Here is a 26,993-nt window from a genome sequence, read left to right on the forward strand (position 1 = left end):
TTGCCCAAAAATGCTACAAACCCAAAAACCAAACCGCTATACCAAAATAAATAGCCAGGCCCAAAAGGTCATTTGCGGTAGTGATAAAAGGACCAGAGGCAACTGCTGGGTTCACCCCCATCCTGTTTAAAATCAATGGGGTTATGGTCCCCATAAAAGATGCCATCAGTACCACACAAAACATCGAAAACCCAATGGTAATGCCTAAAATATGTTCATATCTAAATATAAAAGCTATTACCAAGAATACGAAAACACCCAATACAATACCATTAATAATGGCAATGAGAAACCCCTTGATAAACCTTTGCCAAGGAGTGTCTGCAAAGACAGATTTGGCAGCAAGCGTCTGCACCACCAAAGAAGATGACTGTATGCCTACATTACCACCTGTGGCAGCTACCAGTGGTATAAAAGCCGCTAGTGCCACGTATGCCTGAAGTCCTTCTTCAAAAAAATCAATGATCTGTGATCCCATCAACCCCCCTACCACTCCGATCAATAACCAAGGAAGCCGCGCTTTGGAGATCCGGAATACGCTGTCAGATTCTTCTACGTCCCCAGCTATACCCGTCATGGCCTGAATATCTTCTTCTGACTGCTCACGTAACACATCCAGGATATCATCCACCGTAATTCTTCCTACAAGTTTATTTTTGACATTGACTACCGGTACTGATTCGAGGTCATAGCGGCGCATGATTTCTGCCACTTCTTCCTGATCCATATAGGTAGGGACAGAAATGACATCATCATCGCAAATATCTGCTATTTTGGTTTCTGCAGCTGCCAGGATCATCTTCTTTAAGGAAACCCTTCCCTGAAGCCTTTCTTTATTATCCACTACATAAATGGAATATATTTTTTCTACATTTTCAGCCTGGCGACGGATTTCATTGATGGTTTGGACTACTGTCCAGTTTTTATTGGCTCTGATAAATTCCTTGGCCATAAGACCTCCGGCACTGTCCTCATCATAGCGGAGCAGGTCGAGAATATGGGCCGACTTCTCTTTTTCCTGAAGATGACTGATGACATCCTCACGCTCATTTACTGTCAACTGATTAAGTAAATCAGCAGCGTCATCTGAATCCATTCTGTCCACCAATCCAGCCAGCTCATGATGCTCCATATGGGAAATGATCTTAAACTGATCATCCTCATCCAGCTCTATCAAAATATCAGCAGCAAGCTCCTGATCCAATGCCCTCAATACATAGAGTGCCTCATCCTGGTCCAGTTCGTTTAGAAGTGATGCTACATCTGCCTCATTGGCGCCTTCCATCGAATCTTTTATGAACCCTTTATCTTCTGTAGAGATAGCCTCACGCAGGTTTTCAAGGTACTCCTTTGAGAGTTCAAAAATTCTTATTTGTTCCAAGACTCCTGTATTTTATTCGTTAAATTTATAAATTCCTCGACGCCTAGCTGCTCGGCTCTTTCATCAAAAACAGGATCGTTTTTTAGTTCTTCAGATAGACCCATAGATTTCAGAGCGTTCCTTAGTGTTTTTCTTCTAGTACTAAACCCCTGCTTAATAACCCTGAAAAACAGTTTTTCATCGCAATTCAGCTTGTCTACCTCATTTCTTGTGAGACGGATGACGCCGCTATTGACTTTAGGCGGGGGATTAAATACACCTGGAGGCACGGTAAACAGATATTCTATATCATAAAATGCCTGAAGCATCACACTAAGTATACCATATGTTTTATTGCCTTTTGGAGAAGCGAGTCGCTCTGCCACCTCTTTTTGTAGCATGCAGACCACTTCCATGACTTTATTCCTATCCTGCAGTACTTTGAAAAATATCTGGGATGAAATATTGTAAGGAAAATTACCGGCGATGGCATAATTCCCTTCAATTATCTTTCCAAAATCATGGTTTAAAAAATCCGCCTCTATAATTTTTTCCGAAAGTGCCGGATATTTTTGGTGAAGATAGGCAATAGATTCAGCATCTATATCTACCAGATACAGGTCCCAGGTTCCCTTTAGCAGATAATCAGTAAGGACGCCCATCCCCGGGCCTATTTCCAATACCTGGTTTACACCTCGATGACCTGTCAGCGCCTTTGCTATTTTTTCTGCTATCCCAAGGTCGGTAAGAAAATGTTGCCCCAGGTGCTTTTTAGGTTTGACTTTGTCCATCTTAGTTCTATGATAAAATTATTATAAATTGCAGATCAAAATTAAGATAATATATGTTAACTGCCATAACTTTAAAAAACTCTCCAGAAAATAATCACTTGAAGGAGGGGGTGATTTTTATCTCCAGCAAAGATGAAATTGATACACTATCACTTAATTTAAAAGATAAAACTTTCGTTTCTCTGAAGCTCTACGAAAAAAACATGGACCAGGTATGGCTCAGCAATGATGCCCAGCGTCTATTGATCATCAAACAAAAAGACCATTCAGAAGAAAGCTATAAATTGGAATATGCCAGAAAAGCAGGATCTGGTGTATGGTCTTTCTTAAAGGATACGGACATCCCTGCTGTTCTATACAATGGTGAAGCCGTCCACTTGCTTCTGGCATTCATAGAGGGGCTCATGCTGGCATCTTACTCATTTCAGAAATACAGATCAGATAAAAAAAACACCCCACCAACTTTAGAAGTGATCAGTACAAAGGTGAGGGAAACCAGTCTTCTGGAACTGGAACATAAAATTAATGCTACCTATGAAGCACGTACACTTGTAAATGAACCTACTATATTTCTTACTGCGCTGCAGCTCAGCGAAGAAATAAAAAAATTGGGAATCAAATACGGTTTTGCTACGGAAAGTTATGATGAAACACAGATAGCGTCTTTAAAAATGGAAGGACTTTTGGCCGTTAATGCAGGCAGTGAGCTACCTCCTACATTTAATACGCTGCATCATAAACCTAAAGTGCCTACTACCGAACGCCCCATAGTACTGGTGGGCAAAGGTGTGGTTTATGATACAGGCGGTCTTAGCTTAAAACCCACCGCCAACTCCATGGATATGATGAAAAGCGATATGGCTGGTGCAGCTGCTGTCATAGGCGCTATCTGTGCTGCAGCAAAATTAGCTTTACCCATAGAAATCATTGGGCTAATACCCGCTACAGACAACCGGCCTGGCTATAATGCCATTACACCAGGAGATGTCATTACTTATCCAAATGGCAAATCAGTTGAAATCCTAAACACAGATGCAGAAGGTAGGTTAATATTGGCCGATGCCCTTTTGTTCGCTAAAAAATATGACCCACATCTGGTCATTGATGTAGCTACCCTTACAGGGTCAGCAGCTGCAGCTATAGGCAAAGAAGGGGCGGTCATGATGGGAAATGCCAATGATGAACAGAAACAAAACTTAAAACAAGCAGGTCAGGAAGTATTTGAAAGGTTGGTAGAATTTCCTCTCTGGGAAGAATACGATGATCAATTGAAGTCTACTATCGCAGATATCACTAACTTAGGCGGATCTACTGGTGGAGCGATTACTGCAGGTAAATTTCTACAGCATTTTGTGGATTTTGACTGGATCCATCTGGACATAGCAGGTCCTGCTTATTCTAAATCCGGAGAAAATTACCGGACCGCTGGAGGCAGCGGATTTGGGGTGAGGTTACTTACCCAGTTTTTATGCAATATTTCAAAACAACATGATGAACATTAAAAAAAACAAGCCAGTAATTGGCATTTCAATAGGCGATATTAATGGTATAAGTGCTGAGGTAACCATGAAGGCACTTCTAGATGGTCGGCTGGCAAAACTGGTCACTCCTGTCATCTACGCTCATGGAAAAGCGCTCACTTTTTACAAGAGGCACCTCAACTTGGATGAATTTAATTTCATGCAGATAAAATCCATAGATGATGTACACCACAAAAAAATAAATGTCATCAACGTGGTGGACGAATGTCCCGAAGTTATTCCCGGGGTAGAAACAAGAGAAGCCGGAAAAATGGCACTGGCGGCACTAAATTTAGCCATCAGTGATCTAAAGGAGCAAAAAATCAATGCACTGGTCACTGCACCATTGAATAAAAACAATATAAACAGTGAGGAATTAAAATTTGTAGGGCATACAGAATATTTGACAGCAGCTTTTGGATCACAAAAGAGCATGATGTTTTTGGTGTCGGAAGACATGAGGGTGGGGTTAGTATCCGGACATGTGCCACTAAGAGAAGTCGTCCATAATATCACTCAGGAACGAATTAAAGAAAAGTTAACCATCATGTTAAAATCTCTAGAAACTGATTTTGGCATACTTAAACCAAAAATAGCCGTACTTGGATTAAATCCGCATGCGGGTGAAGATGGACTTCTGGGATCTGAGGAGCAAGAAATCATCAGCCCGGTGATCAGAGCATTTAAGGACAGGGGGGAAATGGTCTTTGGACCCTATGCTTCAGATGGTTTCTTTGGCATGATGCATCAGAAAAAATTCGATGGCATACTGGCGATGTACCATGACCAGGGGCTGATCCCTTTTAAGGCAGTTTCTTTTGAATCAGGTGTAAATTTCACTGCCGGACTCCCCTTTATCAGGACTTCCCCCGATCATGGTACCGCATATAATATAGCAGGAAAAAACATAGCTGAGCCCGGGTCAATGCGTGCAGCTATATTTCAGGCCTATGATATAATCAAAAAATCAGAGCATTGGGAGGAAGAAGATTAAAATTAAATGTCCCTAGATTTTATTATTCTAAAATAGTTCACTAAATTTGCGGTCTTAAATAAGGAGGAAGCGTGAAATTCTTTAGAGCTTACGATATAGAAGTCATTAAACTTAAAGAAGGAAAGCATGAATTCAGTTTTGATATTGATGATGCTTTCTTAACTAATTTTGAAGATAACCATATAGTAAATAAGGGTAATCTAAAAGTAGATTTACACCTTTCAAAAGAGGCTAATTTAATAAATGCTTTATTTGATATAAAAGGGAAGGTAGAACTGACGTGCGATAGAAGCTTAGAGCTATACGATCAGGAATTAAGCACGGAACAGAAGATTCTCTATAAATATGGCCCCGAAGAGGTGGAGATAGATGAGGATATCATCATGATTACCAGAGATACCCCTTCTATTAACGTGGCGCAGTTGATATATGAATTTATAATACTGGCCGTTCCTGCCAAAAAAATCCATCCAGATTACAGAGATGAAATGGATGAAGATGATTTTGATGCAGAAGGCGAAGTAGTATATAGGTCTGGGGATCAGGAAGAAGAGGAGTCATCAGACGAGCCGGATACTGACACAGAAGACAAAACGGATCCCAGATGGGAAGCGTTAAAAAACTTAAAGAAAAAAGACTAATCTAAAAATTGCATAGAGATGGCACATCCTAAACGAAAAATTTCGAAAACCAGAAGAGACAAGAGAAGAACGCACTATAAGTTGACGGCTCCAGGACTTGCTCAATGTCCTACTACAGGAGAATTCCACTTACCTCACAGAGCTTACTGGCTTGACGGTAAACTGTACCATAAAGGTCAGGTTATCATAGAAAAGGAAGTTTTAGCATAACATCCATAAACATTCGTGTTTTGAAATCCATTTGGCATGCCCAAATGGATTTTTTTTTGTGTTTAAAGAGCGCGCCGATCCATTGATGTATGTTCTCATAATGACCGTATTTCTGGCAATTTTATTTAATCTTCTGCTTTTGAAAATTCTAATAGTCAAAAACTTTGGTGGAGTAGGACATTTTAAATAATTTTGAAGGCCAATAAATTTCGTATCTTTATCATAAATCCACAAAAATCGATACTAATTCGAGTTTAAAGGATAAAGTCTGGAGGTATCCTATTATATTAATTGACCAGATACCTTTGGGACTTTAGCCCAAATATAATTTTAATGGAAAAAACTAGAGCTGTAATAACAGGAGTACATGGTTGGGTGCCTGACTATATACTCACTAATAAGGAACTGGAAACAATGGTGGACACCAATGATGAGTGGATCACCAGCCGGACCGGAATAAAAGAAAGAAGAATCTTAAAAGGTGAAAACCAGGGTACCTCTGTCATAGGTGCAGGAGCAGTAAAGGGGCTCCTGGAAAAAACAGGAACGGATGCTAAAGATATAGATCTGATCATCTGCGCCACAGTAACACCAGACATGGTATTCCCAGCTACAGCCAACCTTATAGCGGACAAGGTTGGCGCTATAAACAGCTTTAGCTTTGACATATCTGCCGCCTGTTCCGGATTTCTATATGCATTGAGCATAGGAAGTCAATTTATAGAAACAGGCAAATACAGAAAAGTAATCATAGTAGGCGCCGATAAAATGTCTGCTATTGTGGATTATACAGATAGGTCCACCTGTATCATTTTTGGAGATGGTGGAGGGGCTGTCCTTTTAGAGCCGACTACTGAAGAACTGGGAGTAATGGATTCGATGCTACATGCTGATGGGTCTGGAGCACCTTATCTTCATATGAAAGCGGGGGGTAGTGCCCGTCCGGCAACTTTGGAAACCTTGGCCGCCAGAGAACATTATGCTTATCAAGAAGGTTCTACTGTTTTTAAATTTGCTGTTACCAATATGGCTGAAGTAAGTGCACGCATTATGGCCAAAAACAACCTTTCATCTGAGGATGTGGATTGGCTGGTGCCTCACCAAGCCAACAAACGTATCATAGATGCCACTGCCAACAGAATGGGAGTCGGCCCTGAAAAAGTAATGCTAAATATAGAGAAATACGGCAATACTACAGCAGGTACCCTACCACTCTGCCTTTGGGATTACGAGTCTCAGCTTAAAAAAGGTGACAATATTATTCTCGCCGCCTTTGGGGGTGGATTTACCTGGGGATCCATCTACCTGAAATGGGGGTATGACCCAAAATAAATAGCAATCAACTAAATCAAATAAATGGCAAGTACTGCAGATTTTAAAAATGGCCTATGTCTGGAATTTAACCATGATATCTTTGCGATAACCGAGTTCCAGCATGTCAAGCCTGGAAAAGGCGCCGCTTTTGTAAGGACAAAGCTAAAGAGCCTGACTACAGGAAAAGTATTGGACAAAACATTCAATGCCGGAGAAAAGGTAACTACCGCTAGGGTAGAAAAAAGACAGCATCAGTTTCTATATGCCGATGACATGGGACACCATTTCATGGACACAGAATCTTTTGAACAGATACCCATTGAAGAAAAACTCATCAATAGAGCTGACCTTATGAAAGAAGGTCAATTGGTAGATGTACTCGTACATGCAGAAAATGAAACGGTATTAGGAGTAGAATTGCCTCCATTCGTGGAACTGATGATCACTTATACCGAACCTGGCATCAAGGGTGATACTGCTACAAACGCCTTAAAACCTGCTACTGTAGAAACTGGAGCTACTGTAATGGTCCCCCTATTTGTAGATCAGGATATTATGATCAAAGTGGATACCCGCGATGGTTCTTATTCCGAGAGAGTAAAATAAAATACGGTCATATAAACATATGACTTATCTATTTTAATACTAATGAAGCCTTAGAATACATATAGGTTTCCTAAACATATAAAATTATGAAAGCACAAGAAATTCAAGAATTAATAGATTTCATTGCAAAATCAGGTTTGGCTGAAGTTAAAATTGAAACCGATGAATTTAAACTTTCTATCAAAAAAGATGCGGGAGCTGCAAAAGTGAGAGTAGTGGAGACGGCTCCGGCTCCAGTTTCAGCTGTGTCATCCAGCCCGGCTCCTGCAGTCGGAGCTGATGAAACCGGCCAGCAGCCCGCTGCCCCATCTGAACCAGCTAAAGAAGATCATTCAAAGCTAATAGAAGTAAAATCCCCCATGATCGGTACTTTCTACAGAACATCAAATCCTGATGCTGATCCTTTCGTAAGTGTAGGCGATACCATCTCTGCAGGGGAAACCGTTTGTATTATAGAAGCCATGAAACTCTTCAATGAAATAGAATCTGAGGTTTCTGGAAAAATAGTAAAAGTACTGGTAGAAAATGCTACTCCGGTAGAGTATGACCAACCATTATTTCTAGTAGATCCAGCTGGATAAGTTTCTTCTTTGTATAAGCTAAAATATATACTGTGTTTAAAAAAATATTAATCGCCAATAGAGGAGAAATCGCACTTCGTGTCATCCGTACCTGTAAAGAGATGGGCATAAAGACAGTAGCGGTATATTCAACCGCTGATAAGGACAGTCTTCATGTTAGATTCGCTGATGAGGCCGTATGTATAGGTGCCGCTCCTTCCCGTGACTCATACCTTAATATACCCAGAATAATTGCAGCTGCGGAGATAACCAATGCTGATGCCATACATCCTGGCTATGGGTTCCTTTCAGAAAACGCGGAATTTTCCAAAATCTGTGAGGAATACAAAATTAAATTTATCGGCGCCAGCCCAGAAATGATCAACAAAATGGGTGATAAGGCTACAGCCAAAGCTACGATGGAAGAAGCTGGCGTACCGACTGTACCTGGATCAAAGGGTTTGCTTAAGTCCCTTGAAGACGGCAAAAAAATAGCAGCAGAAATGGGCTATCCTGTCATTGTCAAAGCCACTGCCGGGGGAGGAGGTAAAGGGATGCGAATCATCAAAACAGAAGCCGATTTCAAAAAAGGCTGGGATGATGCCCGACAGGAATCAGGTGCTGCATTCGGCAATGATGCCCTCTACCTGGAAAAATATATTGAAGAACCCCGACATATAGAAATTCAAATCATCGGTGACAGTGACGGTAGAGCATGTCATTTATCAGAAAGAGACTGTTCTATTCAAAGAAGACATCAAAAATTAGTAGAAGAAACGCCTTCTCCTTTTATTACAGATGAATTGAGAGACGCGATGGGTAAGGCTGCCATTAAAGGAGCAGAAGCCATTGGGTATGAAGGTGCAGGCACTATAGAATTTTTAGTCGATAAGCACCGAAATTTCTACTTCATGGAAATGAACACCCGTATACAAGTAGAGCATCCGATTACAGAAGAAGTTACAGATTTTGACCTGATCAAAGAACAGATCAAAGTGGCAGCGGGAGAAAAAATCAGCGGAAAAAATTACTATCCTAAGCTGTTTGCTATGGAGTGCAGGATCAACGCTGAAGATCCTTCCAATGGATTCCGCCCCAGCCCTGGTAAAATCATAAACCTCCACCTGCCGGGTGGTAAAGGAGTACGTATCGATAGCCATGTATATGCAGGGTATGTCATTCCACCTAACTATGATTCCATGATTGCCAAACTGATCATAAGTGGGCAGACCAGAGAAGAGGTAATAGTACGAATGAAACGTGCCCTGGAAGAATTTGTAATAGATGGTATCAAGACTACCATTCCATTTCACATTGCCTTGTTGGAAGATGAAAATTTTAAAGCTGGTAATTTCACTACCAAATTCCTAGAAGATTTTGATTTTTCCAAAATCAAAAAATAAAGAAAAAGCCGGTCAAAACATTGACCGGCTTTTTTTCTATCCTTCTATTTCCTTCACTAATTCTTCATACCAGCTTTCTCCATATTTTCTTATCAATGGATCTTTGAGAAATTTGTATACTTCCACTCCCAAAGCACTGCCTAAACTACAAGCAGGATCACAGATGTCCCATCTATCATAGTTGAGTGCCTCATATTCATCATACCGCGTAACTCTTATGGGGTACAGATGGCAGCTCATGGGCTTTTTAAAATCAGTCTTCCCATCTAAATATGCCTGCTCAATCCCGCATTTAAGGATTCCCTTTTCATCATATAATGCATAAGCACATTCCTGATTATCCCCTAAAGTAGGCGTAACTTTATCTCCATCCCGGTCAAAAACCCATGTGCCCTGAGCTTCGATTACTTTTCTGCCTTCTGGTGTAATATAATCTTTAATCTGGGGATAAATCTCTTCAAGTCTTACGGTTTCCTGATCTTCCAGCGGTGCACCTGCATCACCCTCTACACAACATGCCCCCTTGCACTTCTCAAGATCGCATACAAAGAACTTTTCTTTTATGTCATCACTGATGACCGCATTTCCCACTAAAATCATAATATCATTATTTACAGATCACAAAGGTATAAAAGAATCCACTATAAGCATCAGCCTTTATGTATTAAACTACTTGGCCTCTATAGTTGGTTCAAAGTGTCTACTTGCCTCCATAATAAAAACAAAAGCCCCCCCTTTCGGAAAGGCTTCTAAATTGGACTTTAATAATTTATATTTTATATAGTAGATAGGCTTTAAAAAACGGCAATATCTTTATACCAAATGGTAGGGTACTCGTCAAATCCCATAGCCATAGCACCTGATCTAATAATCAAATGTATATAGCCAACCTGTCACATAGAGGCTGACCATATTATTTAAAACCTAAATTCATACCCAGCTGTAATAAACCTAGGAAGTCCCACCCTAATCCCCTGTGGTCTCCTGGTAGCAATATATCGCTCGTCTGTAATATTTTTAATAGCCAAGTTGAATCGAGAATTTATTTTTGGAATATTATAACTTACTACTGCATCCAAAACCAAGTAGCTGGGAATAACGCCTACTCTGCCATCTGAGGAAGGCAAAACAGTATTCAATTCATCTCCAAATTGACTAGCTACGTAGTTAGCTGAAAGCCTTACCCCCAATCCTCCATTTGTTTCTACAGTGAATGCTGAATTAAACAACCATTCCGGAGCATAAGGAGTATTGAATCCTTTGATGTTAACATCATCCATAAACCTATCTTCATTATAGGTAGCTTTTACATAAGTTACATTGGCATCATAGGTAACTCGGGCATTGCTCAATCCAAGTATTTGGCTAAAATCCACTACTACTGCTGATTCTATGCCTCTATTAAGTGTAGCTCCTGCATTCACTAACCCAAATCCGATGCCACCGGCAGATTCAGCGACAGGAATGACCTGATTACTGAAATCCATATAGAAACCTGTAAACTCTAAATATAACCATTTAGTCAGATCAGATCTAAAGCCCAGTTCATAATTCCAACTTTGTTCAGCCTCAAGGTCAAGTGGCTCTCCAAGTGCTGTGATGGCATCCTTCGTTCTCGGTGGTGCAAATCCTTTGTGCATACCGCCAAATAAATTAATTTTTTGTATAGGACGGTAATTAAAGCCCAATCCTGGTATAATTTCACTTACCACACTGGAAGCTACCAATATGGTATCCCTCACGCCAAGTTGGTCAAAATTTCTCCTATTGATACCCCTATCATAGTTGAAATTTTCCAATCTTACACCTGCATTAAAATTAAACTTATCTGATATATCCATCTTATTTTGAACATATGCACTTACGGCCTGCCCAGTACGCACCTCATCTTCGACTAAGTTACCGCTTTGAACACCAGCTTTAGTACCATTGATACGCTGCTCGAATGCTCGCTCATATAAGAACCTGGTTCCTACTACCAATTCGTTTTTTCTTTGGAGGAAATTATGGTTTATTTCCAATCTAGGCTCTATTCCCGCTACCTCAAATTCCCTATTTCGGTTACCTGTAGAATTTCTCATAAAAATAGCACCTCCTGGCACCTCTACATCGCCCCATAGTACGCCTGTCCAGTTAGTAGGAGGAGTATTGGTAGGGTTAATGGTAAAATCCTGCCTGTTCCAGTTCCTGATGGTATTATTGCCAAAAGCAATAGTCCGAAGCTTCACGTGCTTGTTAAATCTGTATAGATGGCTGAAGCTCAAAGAATATCGTTTTACATCTAGCTGGTCATCGGGAGCAAGCCTAGTGAAATCCCTACCCCCTTGATCATACATTATCTGATTTATACCAATGTAGGTCGAGTTTGATACTTCATTATAGATCCCTAACTTCACACCTAATTCAGATTTCTCACCCATATTGAATAAGAACTTCGTATTGAAGTCTGTTATGTCAAAATTGGTGGGGCCCACATTATCAGCCCTTTTTTTCAGAAGGTTAACTTGAAAACCTGTATTCCCTACTGAATTACCATAATTGACCATTCCACTAAAAAATCTGCCCTGGCCTCCTTGCAGTCTCACACTTCCTTCTTCCTCCTCAGGAGGATTACGGGTGATATAGTTTACTACACCTCCTATGGTCTGCGGGCCATAGAGAATCTGACCAGATCCTTTTAATATCTCTACACCAGCCATTCTATCTATAGTAGGGGTATAATACATTTCGGGTTCTCCATATGGAGCCAAAGCTACAGGGATACCATCTTCCATTACCAATACGGATCGGCTCCTATCTGGGTCTAAACCCCTAATACCAATATTGACCCGCATCCCTACCCCTTCTTCATCCACTACATGAACGCCTGGTGTCCTTCTGAGCACTTCATTCCCACTGATAGGCGCTATGGTCTGTATCTCTTTTTGGTCGATATATGCCACGGATCCCGGTACTTTGCTGAACAATCTATCTCTACCGGAAATGACAGTGATTTCGGGCATTTCCACATCGGTTTCAGTAAAAATAAAATCAACTTCATTGATACGTCCATCTACTACCTCTACTTCTCTGGTGATGGTTTTAAAACCTACTGCAGACACTTTTATGGTATACCTACCGTCACTCAGATCAAAAATCTCAAAAGTGCCATCCAAGTTTGAAAATGCCCCCTTTACAGTACCTAATATAGCTATATTGGCATATGGAACAGGATTACCTTTATCGTTTTTTACGCTTCCGGAGATGGCTAAATCCCTATCAGAACCAGCTGATGCTATACTTATAGCGGATAAATATAAATTTAAAATTATGGCAGTAATTAGGATAAGTATAAATCTAGGATTCATAGATCTAATTTTATTTAGATTAATTTTAATTAATATTGCAAATATATCCTCTGTAGGAAAGGGATACAAGCTAAGCGCCTCTATATTACATAGAAATAATCTATTACTTCTACAAATTCATATAGTATCCATACCCGTTTATTAAATAAAAGTTGATCTTTATAGTATGCGATCGGTTTTTTTTGAATGCCAAAAATGTAAATTCATTATAAATGGTTTACTTTGCAAGGTGCAAGCCGATTTGTCGCCGTTCCGTTTTAGCGGGAAGGAGGAAAGTCCGGGCAACATAGAGCACCATACTTCCTAACGGGAAGGGGTTTTATATCAAAGTATAAGGCTACAGACAGTGCCACAGAGAATATACCGCCTTTATAGCAATATAAGGGTAAGGGTGAAAAGGTGGGGTAAGAGCCCACCGGGCAGCAGGTGACTGCTGTTGCATGGCAAACCTTATGGGTTGAAAGATCAAATAGGCTCCGAGTGAAGGGTTGCTCGTCCTGCTCCCGCTCTGCGGGACCTCGGGGTGGGTAGATCGATAGAGCCTTATCGTAAGGTAAGGCCTAGATAAATGACAAATTGCCGCCTGTTTGCAGTGCGGTAACAGAATCCGGCTTATAGGCTTGCACTCTTTTTTATAATAATAAAAACATCATAATATGCCTAAAATTCTTATTGTAGATGACGAAAGGGTCATCCGCGCTACCTTAAAGGAAATCCTGGAATACGAAAAATATGAAATATTTGAAGCAGGGGACGGAGAAGAAGGTCTGAAAATGATTGAAAACCAAGATTTCGATCTAATACTTTGTGATATTAAAATGCCTAAAATGGATGGGTTAGAAGTTCTAGAAAAAGCCCGGCATTTAGAAAAACAGCCCCAATTCATCATGATCTCTGCCCACGGATCTATAGAATCTGCGGTAGAAGCCACCAAGATGGGAGCTTTTGATTTTATACCAAAACCACCGGATCTTAACAGGTTATTATTGACAGTAAGAAATGCGCTTGAGAAAAAAAACCTGGTCACTGAAACCAAGGTACTCAAGAAAAAGCTGTCCAAAAAACTTGATATGGTAGGCTCTTCACCTGAAATCAAATTTGTAAAAGAGACTATAGAAAAGGTAGCCCCTACAGAAGCCCGCGTACTGATCACGGGACCTAACGGCACAGGAAAGGAACTGGTAGCCCATTGGGTACATCAAAAAAGCAACAGGGCATCGGCGCCTTTTATAGCAGTAAACTGTGCTGCGATCCCCTCTGAATTGATCGAAAGCGAATTATTCGGCCACGAAAAAGGATCCTTTACTTCTGCCAATAAACAAAGACAGGGTAAATTTGAACAGGCCAATGAAGGTACATTGTTTTTGGACGAGATTGGCGACATGAGCTTATCTGCTCAGGCCAAAGTACTGCGTGCCCTTCAGGAGCATAAGATTACACGTGTAGGTGGTGATAAGGATATTAAAGTAGATGTACGTGTATTAGCTGCTACCAATAAAGACCTTAGAAAAGAAATAGAGGAAGGTAATTTCAGAGAAGATTTGTATCACAGACTAAGCGTGATCCTGATTCAGGTACCTTCTTTGAAAGATAGAAAAGAAGATATTCCTTTATTAGTGGATAAATTTCTGGATGATATTGCCCAGGAACATGGTACTGCCAAAAAAATAATGGATACTAAGGCTATCCAAAAGCTTCAGGAATTCCCTTGGACTGGAAATATTAGGGAATTGAGAAATGTGGTAGAAAGGTTGGTCATCCTTGGAGGACCTACTATTTCACTTGAGGACATAAAAAAATATGCTGACTATTAGGTCAGCATATTTTTATCCTTTAATTTCTTTGGCTACTTCACCCTGGGCATAAGCAGGGCAAGGTCTGCTGGAAGCACAAGCTCCCAAGGTCAAAAGACCCAATGCTACAATCACGAATGTTAATCTTCTCATATTGATTTTAGTTTCAAAAACTCAAAGATCTTTATTTATCAGGCAAATACAAAATTTATTTGTTAATATATTCTGCCTATGGCACTGGATAATTCTAACTACTTTTATCAACCTAATAATTTGACATATCGGTATGGAGGTGTATGATAACGAATTAGCATCTAAAAATGATAGGCGACGCTCAAGGATCGAAGTGGCAGCAAATTTAAGCTGAAATTACTGAAGGAATCTATCCGTTCACTTCTGGCATTGAAAGAATTCTTTCTTTCAAACGTCCTATTATCCGAATATTTGGCAGCAAGCCCCACTTCTGCAAATATTGACAATCTAGGCAAAATGTATTACTTCACACCCCAAAAATAGGTTAAATTATAATTTAAGCTCTGAAATCTTAAAGACTCAGTTACTCCCGGACCAGGACTAGATCCTTATATATCATGAAAACGCTGACTAAATAGGCCTACACCAATATCCGCTCCCGTGTACCCTATAAAATATGTAATACTGGCTTTTGCCACTTTTTCCCTACTGACAAAAAATAGTTCAATATTGCCTCTTTGGTGAAAATAGAATCATCTAAATTTATCTCTAAACGATTACTTTAATTCATTGCCGAAAAAATTAAACAAAAACTTCTCTGCTTTCCTCCTTTAGCCAGGTAGTTATTACGATAAAACATAGAATTAGGTAAATTACCGCCAAAAAACAGGGATAATATCAATAGCCATCCCATACCTGGTATTATCATAATCATACACCACAGGTTTTTCTTCCTCCTGGGCCAACAGCGGCATACTAATAATAGCCATAGCAAATATTAAAATCCTTCTGTACATATCAGTTATTTTTATTAAACTTAACCATATAAAACAACAACTAAAAAATCAAATACAGTTATATTAATTTAATGAAAGAACCATATGTATAAAAGCTCACAACAAATTTGTTAGCCAATTTCTGAATGCCATATAACTATTATCTATTGATATCACCTTTTTTTCACCTTTCATAAACGCGGACAACCTTTCTGGAAGCACTATGTTTTCTCCGATACTTTTTTCCACAGTTTCTTTAAATTTTCCCGGATGAGCTGTTTCGAGAAATATCCCAGCATATCCTATTTTATCATTCAAAAAATCTTTTAAACCTAAGTATGCAACAGCACCATGAGGATCTAAAATATACCCAAAGTTTTCTTTAACTTTTTTCATAACATCTTTGGTGGTTTCGTCATCATAAAAGTATCCTTTGACACTGTCCCTAAGCAATACTTCATCCTGACTGTATAGTGCCAATAAGCGTGGAAAGTTACTGGGATTACCTACATCCATACTATTGCTAATGGTCTGCACGGATGGCATTGCTGAATATGGAAAGCCCCCAAGATAATCTGGCACTATTTTATTAAGATTTGTAGCAGCCACAAAAAAAGATACCGGCAGCCCCATACGCTCTGCTAATATCCCTGCTGCTAAATTACCAAAATTACCACTGGGCACTGAGAAGACAATTGCTCTATTTTTGTCAGGAAGTCTAGAGTAAGCATAAAAATAATACAAACACTGTGGAATCCACCTGGCTATATTGATGGAATTGGCAGAAGTCAGTAGCATCTGATCATTTAATTCCCGGTCGGCAAAAGCTTCCTTTACCAGGCGCTGGCAATCATCAAAATTGCCTTCTACTTCCAGAGCGGTGATGTTTCCCCCTAAAGTAGTAAATTGCTTTTCTTGAAGACTGCTCACTTTACCTTTAGGATAAAGAATAACTACCTCCACCCCTTTGACATTGTAAAAACCATTGGCCACAGCACTGCCCGTATCACCGGAAGTAGCTACCAAAACCTTTACGTTTTTTTCCTGAAGCAAAAAACTCATCAATTTAGAACAAAACCTGGCCCCGAAATCTTTGAAAGCCAACGTTGGCCCATGAAACAGTTCCAAAGCATATATCCCTCTTCCTACCTCCACCAAAGGTGCATCAAAATGTAATGTATGGTCCACCAAGTCTTTAATTTGCTCATCACTTAAATCATCAGCCAATAAACTACCGATAACTTTATAGCCTATTTCATTAAAAGTAAGATCAGCCATCGAATGAATAAAATCACTCGGTAAAGAAGGTATTATGGCAGGCATATACAGTCCTTTATCTGCTGCCAGCCCTTTAATTACAGCTTCTTGGAGATCTACGGTTATGTGGATGTTATTTGTACTGTAAAATTTCATTTAAATAATTTCATTTAAGACATATGCCCCCCTGGAATTTATCTCGGAAACATATAAATCAACATCTAACCCTATTTTATCAAAAACCTTCTGGCTAATGGTTTTCACCTCAGCAGCTATATCTCTATCAGGTGACAAAATGAAAATAGTCGGTCCTGATCCAGAAATCCCACATCCTAATGCACCGGCTTCTTTAATGGCCTCTTTGATCTCTTCATACCCGGGAATAAGTACAGACCTGGAAGGTTCTGCGATCACATCCTGAAGAGATCTACTGATTAAACCCATATTTTCCTGATAAAGGCCTGCCACCAGACCTGCTATATTCCCTGACTGAATAGTGGCGTTCTGTAATGAAACCTGCTTACGCAGGACACTCCGAGAATCTGCAGTATTTAACTCCATATGGGGATGTATCAAGGTACAGTGAAGGCCTTTGGGAACATGGAGGGCAGTGACATCGAGGGGATGATAACTTCTGATCAAAACAAATCCACCAAGAAGTGATGGCGCTACATTATCCGCATGGGCTGCCCCACATGCTATCTTTTCTGCCAGCATAGCAAAAGGTAGCAAATCATCCTTTGTAAACGGGTCATTCAGTAGCCTATTAGCAGCAATAAGCGCTGCTACTGAACTGGCTGCGCTGGAACCCATACCGCTGCCCAAAGGTAGACCTTTATCAAGGCTGATATCCATTCCACCTGTATACCCTAGAGCTTTTAGCATAGCCTGGACAGCTACTGTGCAGGTATTTCTCTCGACTTCATATGGAAGTTTACCGCCGTCTCCAGTGATTTTTGTTACCTTTAAACGGGATTCTTCTGCATGCCTTACCGTAACCCTGTCTCCTAATTCGTCTATAGCAAAACCTAAAATATCAAACCCACAAGAAACATTGGCTACAGTGGCTGGGGCAAATGCGGTCACCTCTTTCATCTGTTTATTTTTTTTTATCAAAGGTTAAAACCTGTCCCGTACCATAGGTCGGGATAAAATCTCTCTGGGAATATTATCTTTCCCCTGCATAATGCTTTCTCCATGCTCGATTTACCTGGAATAATTACCAAGTCTTATAATGTCTGCAAATACTCCGGCAGCTGTTACATCTGCTCCCGCTCCCGGCCCTCTGATAATCATGGGGAAATCATGGTATCGTTCAGTGGTAAAGAGAATCATATTATCACTTCCTTTAAGGTTATAAAATGGGTGATCTTTATCTACTGCATTGAGACCTACTTTTGCTTTGCCATTTTCTAAGGAAGCCATAAATCTCAGCTTCTTATCTTGAGCGTTGGCCTGAGACAGCAATTGGCTGAAATGACTGTCATGACCTACCAATTTATCAAAAAACTCATCAACAGATGCAGCATCCACACAGTCTGCCGGCACCATACTTTCTATAGAAATATCTTCGAAATGTAAACTTTGACCTGCTTCCCTACCTAAAATCAATATTTTACGGGCTACATCCATACCACTAAGATCATCTCTGGGGTCTGGTTCTGTATAGCCTTTCTCTTTGGCCATAGCAACTACCTCACTGAAAGGGATCCCTTTTTCTAGCTCACTAAAGATGAAATTCATCGATCCGCTCAATACGGCTTCTATCCTAAAAACCTGGTCTCCACTAACTATAAGATCCTGTAAAGTGTTGATTACTGGCAGACCTGCTGCCACATTGGTCTCATAGAAAAACCGGACACCTCTTTTACCGGCTAGTTTCTTTAGCTCTTGATACTTTTCCAAAGGCCCTGAATTTGCCTTCTTATTGGGAGTTACGATACCGATCTTAGCATCTAACACCTGTTGGTAAATATCTGCTACTTCCTGGCTCGCAGTACAGTCTACTACTACTGAATTAGAAAAATTCATTCCTTTCATCGTCTGAAGAAACTTATCCATATTCATTTGCTCATCTCCCTCTGAAGGAGCCCCTACTGTATTAAGATCAAAGCCATCCTCATGGAATTTCATGTATCGGGAATTAGCCATGCCATGTATCTGAATGTCCAGTAAATTATCCTCTCGCAACTTCTCCAACTGGTTTGCCACCATTTTTATAAGGGCTTTTCCGATCAACCCTACACCTATTAGAAAAACATGCAAAACTTTATAATCTGACAAGAAGAATGCCTCGTGCAGCGCATTCAAAGCCTTCTGAAGGTCTGCTTGTGAAATTACTGCTGAAATATTTAATTCAGAACTGCCTTGTGCTATAGCAGTAACATTCACGTTGTTTCTACCCAGTGCCTGAAACATCATACCGCTGGCCCCAGGATTTCTCTGCATTTGCTCTCCTACTACTGCCACGATGGCCATATTTGGTGCGATCAGTACAGGATCCATTTCGCCACCCTTGATTTCATAATGAAATTCGTTATCTATTATCTCCTTTGCTCTTCCGGCTTCTTTTGATTGGATAGCGATACACATGCTGAATTCTGAAGATGCCTGGCTTATGAGTATCACATTGATATCTGCTTCGGCTAAGGTACCAAACACCCTTTTTCCCACTCCGGATACCTCTGTAAGGCTCGACCCCTGAATGTTCAATAATGATATATCAGCCATAGAAGATATCCCTTTTATCATCTTCCCGGTACCAGTGACTTTACTGATCATAGAGCCGGCCTTTTCGGGATGAAAAGTATTTTTAATGGCTATCGGTATCCCCTTTTTCATGACAGGCTGCATGGTCGCCGGAAAGATCACTTTTGCGCCGAAATGCGAAAGTTCCAATGCCTCATTGTAGCTTAATAAAGGAATGGTAATGGCCGCATATACCAACTTAGGATCCGCAGTCATTACACCCTGCACATCTGTCCAAATCTCTAAGATACTGGCATCTAAGGCCGAACTGAAAATGGCAGCAGTATAATCTGAACCACTTCTGCCAACAGTAGTGGTTTCTCCTTTATGAGTAGAACCTATAAAGCCAGTTACCACCTTTATCCCCGGATTTTGCTGATAAAAACCCAATATTAGTGCATTGGTAGAAGGAAAGTCTACTTTGGCATTCCCAAAACGATCATTGGTTTTTAATAAATCCCTGGCATCTACATAAACTGTTTCCATTCCCAATGCACGTAATCCTGATGATAGTATGTAGGTCGAAAGCCGCTCTCCAAAACTCAGCACATAATCCAAAGTACGAGGGGTACATTCTTTGACTAGAAAAATACCATGATACAAGTCCGATAGTTCATTAAATCTCACCTTAACATAAGTCAGGGTAGACGATTGCTGCTGTACAGGTATAAGGTTTTTTACAATATCCAAATGTCTTTTCTCTAGGGAATCTAGTTTTACCTGATAGCTTTCATCACTTGACTGAGCTAAATCCGCACATTTGAGTAACTCTTCTGTAACACCTCCAAATGCTGAAAAAACAATAGACATCTCTTCTTGCTCTTTTCCTATAATGGAAAAAACTTTCTGTATATTCTCGAGATTGGAAATGGAAGATCCTCCAAACTTTAATATTTTCATGAAATCCTTGGTTTATGGTAATTAAAATTGAAGTCCATTCAGGACCTATTATAAGGCGGGCAATATGATTAGAAAGTACGGGAACTCCCCGTATGGGTAAAGGTATGCACCATGTTAATGATGGTGAATAAAAAATAAGCACCGGTAGCCATGTGAAAACTTTCAGCTGATTGAGAATAAATTCTTTTTAGGGCTATTAGGTTCATTGGTACATGATTGATTTGTAATTTTAAACACTTTTTACTTAAAACCCAAATATTATTAAATATTAATTAATAGTTAAGCCAATTTGTTATAAACTATTCATCAAAAGTCAATATCTATTAACCATCTTCATTCCAGTATTTTATTTTAAAAATGTCCTAAAATTTTAACAAACTCACATTAATTTATGAGAATTTGATTAGAAATTTATTAGAATCTTTTTGTCGGATGGTTTATGTACCATTCACTCTACGGATATTTTATCCATTGCTATTCTATCACTCAACGATACGGATCAAAAGAAAATAAAATTATGAACATCGTTTTTTAATTTGGTCAGCAATCTTTTAAGCTATTGTCTACTAAACAATTCTGATAACATACAGTTAAGATGGTGCTAAAAAAAATCAATTTAATCATTCGTTTCACTACCTATAACATGTTCGGACTATTCAATAATAAATCCCCTAAAGAAAAACTTCAGCAGAAATATCAGAAACTAACTGAAGAAGCATATACCCTAAGTAAGACTAATCGAGCTGCCAGTGACGAAAAATATGCAGAAGCAGAACAGGTACAGAAAGAAATTGAAGCATTAAATAGATCAGAATCTTAAGGCAAATTCATTTATAGTTAGTACTTTGAAGGCACAAACTGTACAACTGATGAAATTTATATGCTTTTTTATTTGCTGCTTCATGGTCGGGCTTACCACTAATGCACAAAATACATCTTTCCCAGAAACCTCTTTAGCAGTGGCAGGGCTGAGCCATGGGCATTCTCACTGGATTTTTCAAGATGAGTTTAAAGGTGATTATGCCATAGTAGGCATTTACGAACCAAATATATCATTGGCAAGCAAATATCAGATTCAATACGGCATGGATAGTAATCTTTTCTATACTAATCTAGAAGAGATGTTAGATAATGTGAAGCCACATGGAGTCCTGGCTTTTGGCTCTGTATATGAGCACCTACAGGTAGTGGAAGCGGCGGCACCTCGAGGCATACATGTAATGGTAGAAAAGCCACTGGCCACAAGTTGGGAGCATGCCAAGAAAATGGAAAAAGCAGCACAGGATCATGGCATATACCTATTGACCAACTATGAAACTTCATGGTACCCTAGTACAGAAGCAACCTATCAGTATATGCTGGACGGTGACCAGTTTGGCCCCCTTAAAAAAGCAGTATTCCATCATGGACATAAAGGACCTCAGGAAATTGGAGTTGGACCTGAATTTTTAGAATGGCTTACTGATCCAATATTAAACGGAGGCGGCGTTCTAATGGATTTTGGTTGCTATGGGGCTAACATCATGACGTATTTATTAGAAGGCCAACTGCCGCATTCGATCACTGCTATCACACAAAATCATAAACCTGAAATATATACAAAAGTAGAAGATGAGGCTACTATTGTATTGGAATATGATGGTGCCCAGGCTATTATACAAGCATCCTGGAACTGGCCTTATGACAGAAAAGATATGGAAGTGTATGGAACTAAAGGTTATATAATAGCACCTGACAAAAATCATATCAAATTCAGAAGCCCTCAAACTAATAACAAACTCGTTTCTACACCTCTTCGAGATATTATAACCGTATATAGCAATCCTTTTCAATATTTTGTAGAAGTAATATCGGGAAAGATCAATATCCCTTCATTTGGCCTTTATTCCATTGAAAACAACATGGTCGTTGTGCAGATATTAGAAGCCGCAAAACTTTCTGTACTATCTGGTAAAACAGTTAGGTTACCTCTTGAAAAATAGGTCCGTATTTTAAAAAAACTTAAGTCGCATACCCAAAAGTAGTTTTCCTCAAATTTTCTGGTCCCTTAATATTGAATGAATCTTAAAACAATGCTTTCCATAAATTGTAGTCAATAAATATATGCAACATTATTGCATTTAAATTTTTTTTACTATCTTTGATCTGCATTCTACTTTGTTCTCTTCATACTGAATGCACCAGAGACTTCACATTAGTGAAGTCTCTTAAATTGCCGAAGACATGAAAGCTTTCAAAATTATCTTACCTTATCTGGTTTTACTGCTAAGCACAGCTACCGTCATTAAAGAACCCGATATATGGGCTCTGTTTTCAAAAACCAGGTTTACAGAGCGGTTGAACAGGGAATTATCCATGTATTTCTTATACCCTACCTTTCCTGATGAAGTAAAGGCTCTTGATGGTAAAGAAATAATACTCTCCGGATTTTACATCCCCTTGGATTTTGATGAAGACCGTACGATCATCATCTCCAAATTCCCCATGGCCCAATGTTTTTTCTGCGGAGGTGCAGGATCAGAAAGTGTAGCGGTAGCTTACCTTCAAAACAAACCCAACAAAAGATTCAAAACTGACCAAATTATTAAAGTCAAAGGCACTTTGACTTTGAATGAAAAAGATGTAGACGAATTAAATTTCATTTTAAAAAATGCAAAAATCATCGAATAGAAACACTAAAAAATTACCAGTCACTGTCTTAAGTGGGTTTCTTGGCGCCGGTAAAACTACACTTCTAAACCATATTTTACAAAACCGACAAGGCTTAAAAGTGGCAGTCATAGTAAATGACATGAGCGAAATCAATATTGACGCCAATATTATAAACCGCGAGAACAGCCTATCGAGGACTGAAGAGCGACTGGTGGAAATGAGCAATGGATGTATCTGCTGTACACTAAGAGAAGATCTCATGGTAGAAATCGAAAAATTGGCCCTCGAAAACAAATTTGATTATCTTTTGATAGAGAGTTCGGGTATCTCCGAACCTTTACCTGTGGCCCAGACTTTTAGCTATATTGATGATAACAACGGTATAGATCTATCTCGATTCAGCAGACTGGACACATTGGTTACGGTGGTTGATGCCAGCAATTTTTACAAAGATTTCGGTGGAGCAGATACAGTTTATAGCAGGGAACTAAATGATGACGCTGAAGACCAGAGATCTATAGTAAACCTACTGATCGATCAGATAGAATATGCTAATGTTCTAATTTTAAACAAAGCAGATTTAGTACCAATAGAAAAGGTAGCAGAGATCAAAGCTATTTTATCCAAACTCAATCCTGCCGCTAAAATACTGGTAACAAAAAATGCTCAAATAGATCTTGATGAGATCATAAACACTAATTTGTTTGATTTTGAAAGAGCTTCCGAGTCCGCTGGATGGCAGGAAGAATTAAACAAGGTACACACTCCCGAAACCGAAGAATATGGAATCGGTTCATTTGTATTCAGAAACAAAAGACCTTTCCATCCTGACAGGTTATGGAACTACCTGTCTGAAAAATGGCCTAGTACAGTACTTAGGAGCAAAGGTTTATTTTATTTGGCATCCCGTAAGGACCAAGCTTTTTCCTGGTCTCAGGCAGGTGGATCTATCAAAGCAGAATCTATAGGTGTATGGTGGGCCAGTATGCCATTTCAACAAAGGATCAAGTACCCATCCTATATTGAAAATAAAGGATTAATCGAATCCAAATGGGACAAACAATTCGGAGACAGGCTTAATGAACTGGTACTTATAGGACAAAATTTAGATCAAATACAAATAATGTCAGAACTTGAAGCCTGCCTCCTAAACGAAAAAGAAGAAGTGGATTATTTTAAAGGTAATGTATTTTCAGACAACTGGCCTATTTAAGGGCCAGCTGTTTTTATTTAATCTTTAATTCGTCTCATCAGGAATATATTCTAGTTTTAACATCATCGGGAAATGATCAGAACCATATGCCTCTAATCTCTGAAGCATGACATATTTAAAATTATCGGTATAAAAAAAATGATCCAAAGGGTACCTTAAGAGAGGGACAAATACATTGTAAGTATTAAAAAAGCCCCTGCCCTCTCTGGGATCAATTAAACTGCATCTTTTCTGAAAGAGCTCTGATGTGTACGACCAGGCCACATCATTTAGATCACCCACTACCACGCATGGTTTTTTCTCATTTACTATTCTTTTCCCTATCAAAAGAATCTCCGTATCTCTTTCATAGGTATCACTCCCAATTTTTGGCGGCTCTGGGTGAACACAGTGTAAGGTAACCTTATATCCTGAGGGAAGCTCTAAATTTACATAGATGGAGGGTATATCCTTTACCAACAACTCATTTATCTCAGCATCATGCAATTTAAATTTTGAATATAGCGCCATTCCATAGGTGTTTTCTAAGGGATGTTTGATGCGATAAGGATATATGCTGTCAAGCTGTGAAATAGCATCAACCCACTTCCGGTTAACTTCGTTAAGCAGGATTACATCTGGATCAGATTTATAAACTACCTCAAGGTATTTATCATAGTTTTCATTATCCATTTTTACGTTGGACATCATGATACTAAAAGTATTACTGGCATCTACTCCAATTGCCTTTTCTGAAATGTTCGGATATAAAGGCGTATATCTGACCATGGATAATGACTGATAGATTATTGCCGACAAAATCAGCAATAACGAACTATAGAAAAATGAAGGTTGGCCTATTAAATATACCAATACTAAAATTAATGTAAAAACTGCCAAAACAGTAATCTGAAGTCTAGGAAAATCAAATATTCTAATCCACCATTTATGCGTTCTGATCAAAGGTAGCCATGTGGCTAATGTACATACAAGAACAAGAAAAACAGTCACTATGACCATAAAATGTAAAATAAGATACAATGATAACAGCTTTGATCGACATTTCCAGAAGGTTTTATAAATAAGATAGTCCAATAGCTACATTTTAAGTTTTTTTTGATCAAAGGTCCAAGTATTTATATTGATCTACCCTTATCAACCACTATGCATCTGTTACATCCTCATTTTTTTATTATATAAGAATAATCCCTATACTTTTTCCACATACCAAAAATTTTTCTTTGACATTTATAAATTTTTGGCTAAATCACATCTTCATTTAGCGCTATACAATATGAAATCAAGAAGAAAATTTATCCAAACCTTATCTATGGCAGGCGCAGCAGCTACTTTACCGCTAACCTCTTACGGAAAACAAGATAATTCAGGAAAGATGATACACCAGGTCTTCTTTTGGTTGAAAGATGGTGAAGATGTCCAGGATTTTAAAAAAGAAGCCTCTGTGCTTGGCAAATGCAAGACGGTTAAAAATGCTTATATGGGCACTCCTGCGTCCACAGAAGCTCGCGATGTCGTAGACAACAGCTATCAGTTAGCCTGTACGCTATTTTTCGAAAGCCTGGAAGATCAGGCCGCCTATCAGGTAGATCCAGATCATTTGGAATTTATTAAAAGAAATTCGGATCGATGGAAATCTGTTAAAGTATATGACTTTATGATTTGATAAAAAAGGGAATCTTTCCCTTTTTTATAAATTGACCATCAGGTTACATCCTCTGATATCACTATTGTCAAACCTACCTAATACTTCCAGCATACCCTGCTCATCATATCTACCCAAATCCTGGGTCTCAATAAAGGCACAGCTGTGGAAATTTCCCAGATCAATAATATTAATTCCACCTTGCCTTCTAGATGTCTGAGAATAAGGATCATTAGGATCACGAAGCGATATTTTCATACAGGAAGGAAGTCTGTATTTACCATCCCCCATAGAGTAGGCCTGTGACATAAGTTCTGTCATACCATATTCAGAATGGATCTCAGTAACCTTAAAAAACCCTTTCAAAACGTCATGAACTTCCTCCCTTATCATTTCCTTCCTACGCCCTTTCATACCACCAGTCTCCATTATAATTAAATTCTCCATAGCAGGAAAATCTATGTTCAGCGATGCCATATCAAGTAAAGCAAAAGTGACTCCCAGCAGCAGCACTTTTTTATTATCGTATCGAAGTGTATTAAGCTTTTCTATTAACTGTCCATATTCATAGAGATAAAATCCCGAATAAGAAGATCTAGTTTCCTTTATAAACCGATCTGCCATCGCCACTAAAGAACTCCCATTTCTCTCCAGATAAGCAGGTAAAAGTGCCAGAACATGATAATTTTGTAGTGTGCCATAGTATTTTTCAAAAATTTTAACAGAATGGTCCAGATAGCTCTCTTCTGACCAGATGTAATGCCTGCTGGTAATCGAGCCTGTAGTTCCACTGCTGGAATAAAAATCTATGAAATCATCCTGAGGACCGCTTATAACCTTGTGGTTTTTAAAAAATGAAATCGGTAAATAGGGTATTTGATCTAAATTTTGGACTGCTGAAATATTTATTTTCCGATAAGTAAGGTAACTTCGATATATGGGATTATTCAATGCCTGGAATCTAAAAAGCTGAAGTGCCAGACCCTCAAAATCATTTGAATCCAAATTTTCTAATTCATGTGAAAAACTTTTGAAATAATTCATCGTTTCTTTATTTGTGAATGGCGATTTTTG

At 39.1% G+C, this 26,993-nt stretch carries 24 protein-coding genes and 1 other RNA gene; 15 read left to right on the top strand and 10 right to left on the bottom strand.

Going from position 1 to position 26,993, the window contains the following annotated elements; all coding sequences use genetic code 11:
• Positions 1-13 precede the first annotated feature (13 nt).
• Positions 14-1,381: a magnesium transporter gene (gene mgtE / locus EL17_RS05890; protein WP_035071378.1), complete on the bottom strand. Its 1,368-nt coding sequence runs from the start codon at positions 1,379-1,381 to the stop codon at positions 14-16.
• A complete protein-coding gene (gene rsmA, locus EL17_RS05895; RefSeq protein WP_035071380.1) occupies positions 1,369-2,151 on the bottom strand; it encodes a 16S rRNA (adenine(1518)-N(6)/adenine(1519)-N(6))-dimethyltransferase RsmA in 783 nt (260 codons plus the stop codon). Before rsmA ends, mgtE begins: the two co-directional genes overlap by 13 nt.
• A gap of 53 nt (positions 2,152-2,204) precedes the next feature.
• Here rsmA and EL17_RS05900 point away from each other — a divergent pair, with 53 nt between their 5' ends.
• From EL17_RS05900 to accC, 8 genes are all read left to right on the top strand, one after another.
• Positions 2,205-3,653, top strand: a complete 1,449-nt coding sequence (locus EL17_RS05900) for a leucyl aminopeptidase family protein (RefSeq protein WP_035071382.1) — start codon at positions 2,205-2,207, stop codon at positions 3,651-3,653.
• Positions 3,643-4,665 carry a 4-hydroxythreonine-4-phosphate dehydrogenase PdxA gene (gene pdxA, locus EL17_RS05905; RefSeq protein WP_035071384.1) on the top strand — a complete coding sequence of 341 codons (1,023 nt, stop codon included), beginning with the start codon at positions 3,643-3,645 and terminating at the stop codon, positions 4,663-4,665. The genes EL17_RS05900 and pdxA overlap by 11 nt, the downstream gene beginning before the upstream one ends.
• Positions 4,666-4,736: 71 nt before the next feature.
• On the top strand, positions 4,737-5,306 hold the full coding sequence (locus EL17_RS05910; protein ID WP_035071386.1) for a YceD family protein: 570 nt from the start codon (positions 4,737-4,739) through the stop codon (positions 5,304-5,306).
• 18 nt (positions 5,307-5,324) lie between these two features.
• Entirely contained in the window at positions 5,325-5,516 is a 192-nt protein-coding gene (gene rpmF, locus EL17_RS05915) for a 50S ribosomal protein L32 (protein WP_035071388.1), read from the top strand.
• A gap of 333 nt (positions 5,517-5,849) precedes the next feature.
• The gene (locus EL17_RS05920; RefSeq protein WP_035071391.1) at positions 5,850-6,848 is read left to right on the top strand and encodes a beta-ketoacyl-ACP synthase III; all 999 of its coding nucleotides are present in this window, start codon (positions 5,850-5,852) and stop codon (positions 6,846-6,848) included.
• 24 nt (positions 6,849-6,872) lie between these two features.
• Entirely contained in the window at positions 6,873-7,436 is a 564-nt protein-coding gene (gene efp / locus EL17_RS05925) for an elongation factor P (protein ID WP_035071394.1), read from the top strand.
• An 86-nt stretch (positions 7,437-7,522) separates the two neighbouring features.
• Positions 7,523-8,017: an acetyl-CoA carboxylase biotin carboxyl carrier protein gene (gene accB, locus EL17_RS05930; RefSeq protein ID WP_035071397.1), complete on the top strand. Its 495-nt coding sequence runs from the start codon at positions 7,523-7,525 to the stop codon at positions 8,015-8,017.
• 32 nt (positions 8,018-8,049) lie between these two features.
• A complete protein-coding gene (gene accC, locus EL17_RS05935; RefSeq protein ID WP_035071400.1) occupies positions 8,050-9,399 on the top strand; it encodes an acetyl-CoA carboxylase biotin carboxylase subunit in 1,350 nt (449 codons plus the stop codon).
• A 36-nt stretch (positions 9,400-9,435) separates the two neighbouring features.
• Here the strand turns inward: accC and EL17_RS05940 are convergent, their stop codons facing one another.
• Both EL17_RS05940 and EL17_RS05950 read right to left on the bottom strand, forming a co-directional pair.
• The gene (locus EL17_RS05940) at positions 9,436-9,999 is read right to left on the bottom strand and encodes a DUF3109 family protein (RefSeq protein WP_035071403.1); all 564 of its coding nucleotides are present in this window, start codon (positions 9,997-9,999) and stop codon (positions 9,436-9,438) included.
• 317 nt (positions 10,000-10,316) lie between these two features.
• On the bottom strand, positions 10,317-12,746 hold the full coding sequence (locus tag EL17_RS05950; RefSeq protein WP_035071409.1) for a TonB-dependent receptor: 2,430 nt from the start codon (positions 12,744-12,746) through the stop codon (positions 10,317-10,319).
• A 228-nt stretch (positions 12,747-12,974) separates the two neighbouring features.
• Between EL17_RS05950 and rnpB the strand changes: the two genes are divergently transcribed.
• An RNA gene (gene rnpB, locus EL17_RS22595) (RNase P RNA component class A) lies at positions 12,975-13,377 on the top strand.
• 25 nt (positions 13,378-13,402) lie between these two features.
• Positions 13,403-14,560, top strand: coding sequence for a sigma-54-dependent transcriptional regulator (locus EL17_RS05955; RefSeq protein WP_035071412.1), 1,158 nt, complete (start codon positions 13,403-13,405; stop codon positions 14,558-14,560).
• Between the two features lie 824 nt (positions 14,561-15,384).
• On the opposite strand, the gene EL17_RS23425 is transcribed toward EL17_RS05955, so the two are convergent.
• The 4 genes from EL17_RS23425 to thrA all read right to left on the bottom strand — a co-directional run bounded on the left by EL17_RS23425 (position 15,385) and on the right by thrA (position 20,412).
• Positions 15,385-15,528 (bottom strand): hypothetical protein, encoded by a 144-nt coding sequence (locus EL17_RS23425; RefSeq protein ID WP_164674967.1) that lies wholly within the window; start codon positions 15,526-15,528, stop codon positions 15,385-15,387.
• Between the two features lie 96 nt (positions 15,529-15,624).
• Complete coding sequence (thrC, locus tag EL17_RS05960) at positions 15,625-16,920, bottom strand: threonine synthase (RefSeq protein ID WP_035071415.1); 1,296 nt, start codon at positions 16,918-16,920, stop codon at positions 15,625-15,627.
• Complete coding sequence (locus EL17_RS05965; protein ID WP_035071418.1) at positions 16,921-17,859, bottom strand: homoserine kinase; 939 nt, start codon at positions 17,857-17,859, stop codon at positions 16,921-16,923.
• A gap of 111 nt (positions 17,860-17,970) precedes the next feature.
• The gene (gene thrA, locus EL17_RS05970) at positions 17,971-20,412 is read right to left on the bottom strand and encodes a bifunctional aspartate kinase/homoserine dehydrogenase I (protein ID WP_035071421.1); all 2,442 of its coding nucleotides are present in this window, start codon (positions 20,410-20,412) and stop codon (positions 17,971-17,973) included.
• A gap of 595 nt (positions 20,413-21,007) precedes the next feature.
• Between thrA and EL17_RS23430 the strand changes: the two genes are divergently transcribed.
• The 4 genes from EL17_RS23430 to EL17_RS05990 all read left to right on the top strand — a co-directional run bounded on the left by EL17_RS23430 (position 21,008) and on the right by EL17_RS05990 (position 24,277).
• Positions 21,008-21,232: a Lacal_2735 family protein gene (locus EL17_RS23430; protein ID WP_240485941.1), complete on the top strand. Its 225-nt coding sequence runs from the start codon at positions 21,008-21,010 to the stop codon at positions 21,230-21,232.
• A 49-nt stretch (positions 21,233-21,281) separates the two neighbouring features.
• On the top strand, positions 21,282-22,394 hold the full coding sequence (locus EL17_RS05980) for a Gfo/Idh/MocA family protein (RefSeq protein ID WP_035071429.1): 1,113 nt from the start codon (positions 21,282-21,284) through the stop codon (positions 22,392-22,394).
• A gap of 241 nt (positions 22,395-22,635) precedes the next feature.
• The gene (locus EL17_RS05985; RefSeq protein ID WP_035071430.1) at positions 22,636-23,082 is read left to right on the top strand and encodes a hypothetical protein; all 447 of its coding nucleotides are present in this window, start codon (positions 22,636-22,638) and stop codon (positions 23,080-23,082) included.
• Positions 23,063-24,277 carry a GTP-binding protein gene (locus tag EL17_RS05990; protein WP_035071431.1) on the top strand — a complete coding sequence of 405 codons (1,215 nt, stop codon included), beginning with the start codon at positions 23,063-23,065 and terminating at the stop codon, positions 24,275-24,277. Before EL17_RS05985 ends, EL17_RS05990 begins: the two co-directional genes overlap by 20 nt.
• 24 nt (positions 24,278-24,301) lie before the next feature.
• Here the strand turns inward: EL17_RS05990 and EL17_RS05995 are convergent, their stop codons facing one another.
• Positions 24,302-25,276, bottom strand: coding sequence for an endonuclease/exonuclease/phosphatase family protein (locus tag EL17_RS05995; RefSeq protein WP_051719828.1), 975 nt, complete (start codon positions 25,274-25,276; stop codon positions 24,302-24,304).
• 274 nt (positions 25,277-25,550) lie between these two features.
• On the opposite strand from EL17_RS05995, the gene EL17_RS06000 reads away from it, so the two are divergent.
• Complete coding sequence (locus EL17_RS06000) at positions 25,551-25,940, top strand: Dabb family protein (protein ID WP_035071432.1); 390 nt, start codon at positions 25,551-25,553, stop codon at positions 25,938-25,940.
• A 24-nt stretch (positions 25,941-25,964) separates the two neighbouring features.
• On the opposite strand, the gene EL17_RS06005 is transcribed toward EL17_RS06000, so the two are convergent.
• Entirely contained in the window at positions 25,965-26,963 is a 999-nt protein-coding gene (locus EL17_RS06005) for a phenylacetate--CoA ligase family protein (protein WP_035071433.1), read from the bottom strand.
• Positions 26,964-26,993: the final 30 nt, after the last annotated feature.

Origin of the sequence: Anditalea andensis, from assembly GCF_000714815.1 — a bacterium.
In the GTDB taxonomy this organism is placed as follows: Bacteria; Bacteroidota; Bacteroidia; order Cytophagales; family Cyclobacteriaceae; genus Anditalea; species Anditalea andensis.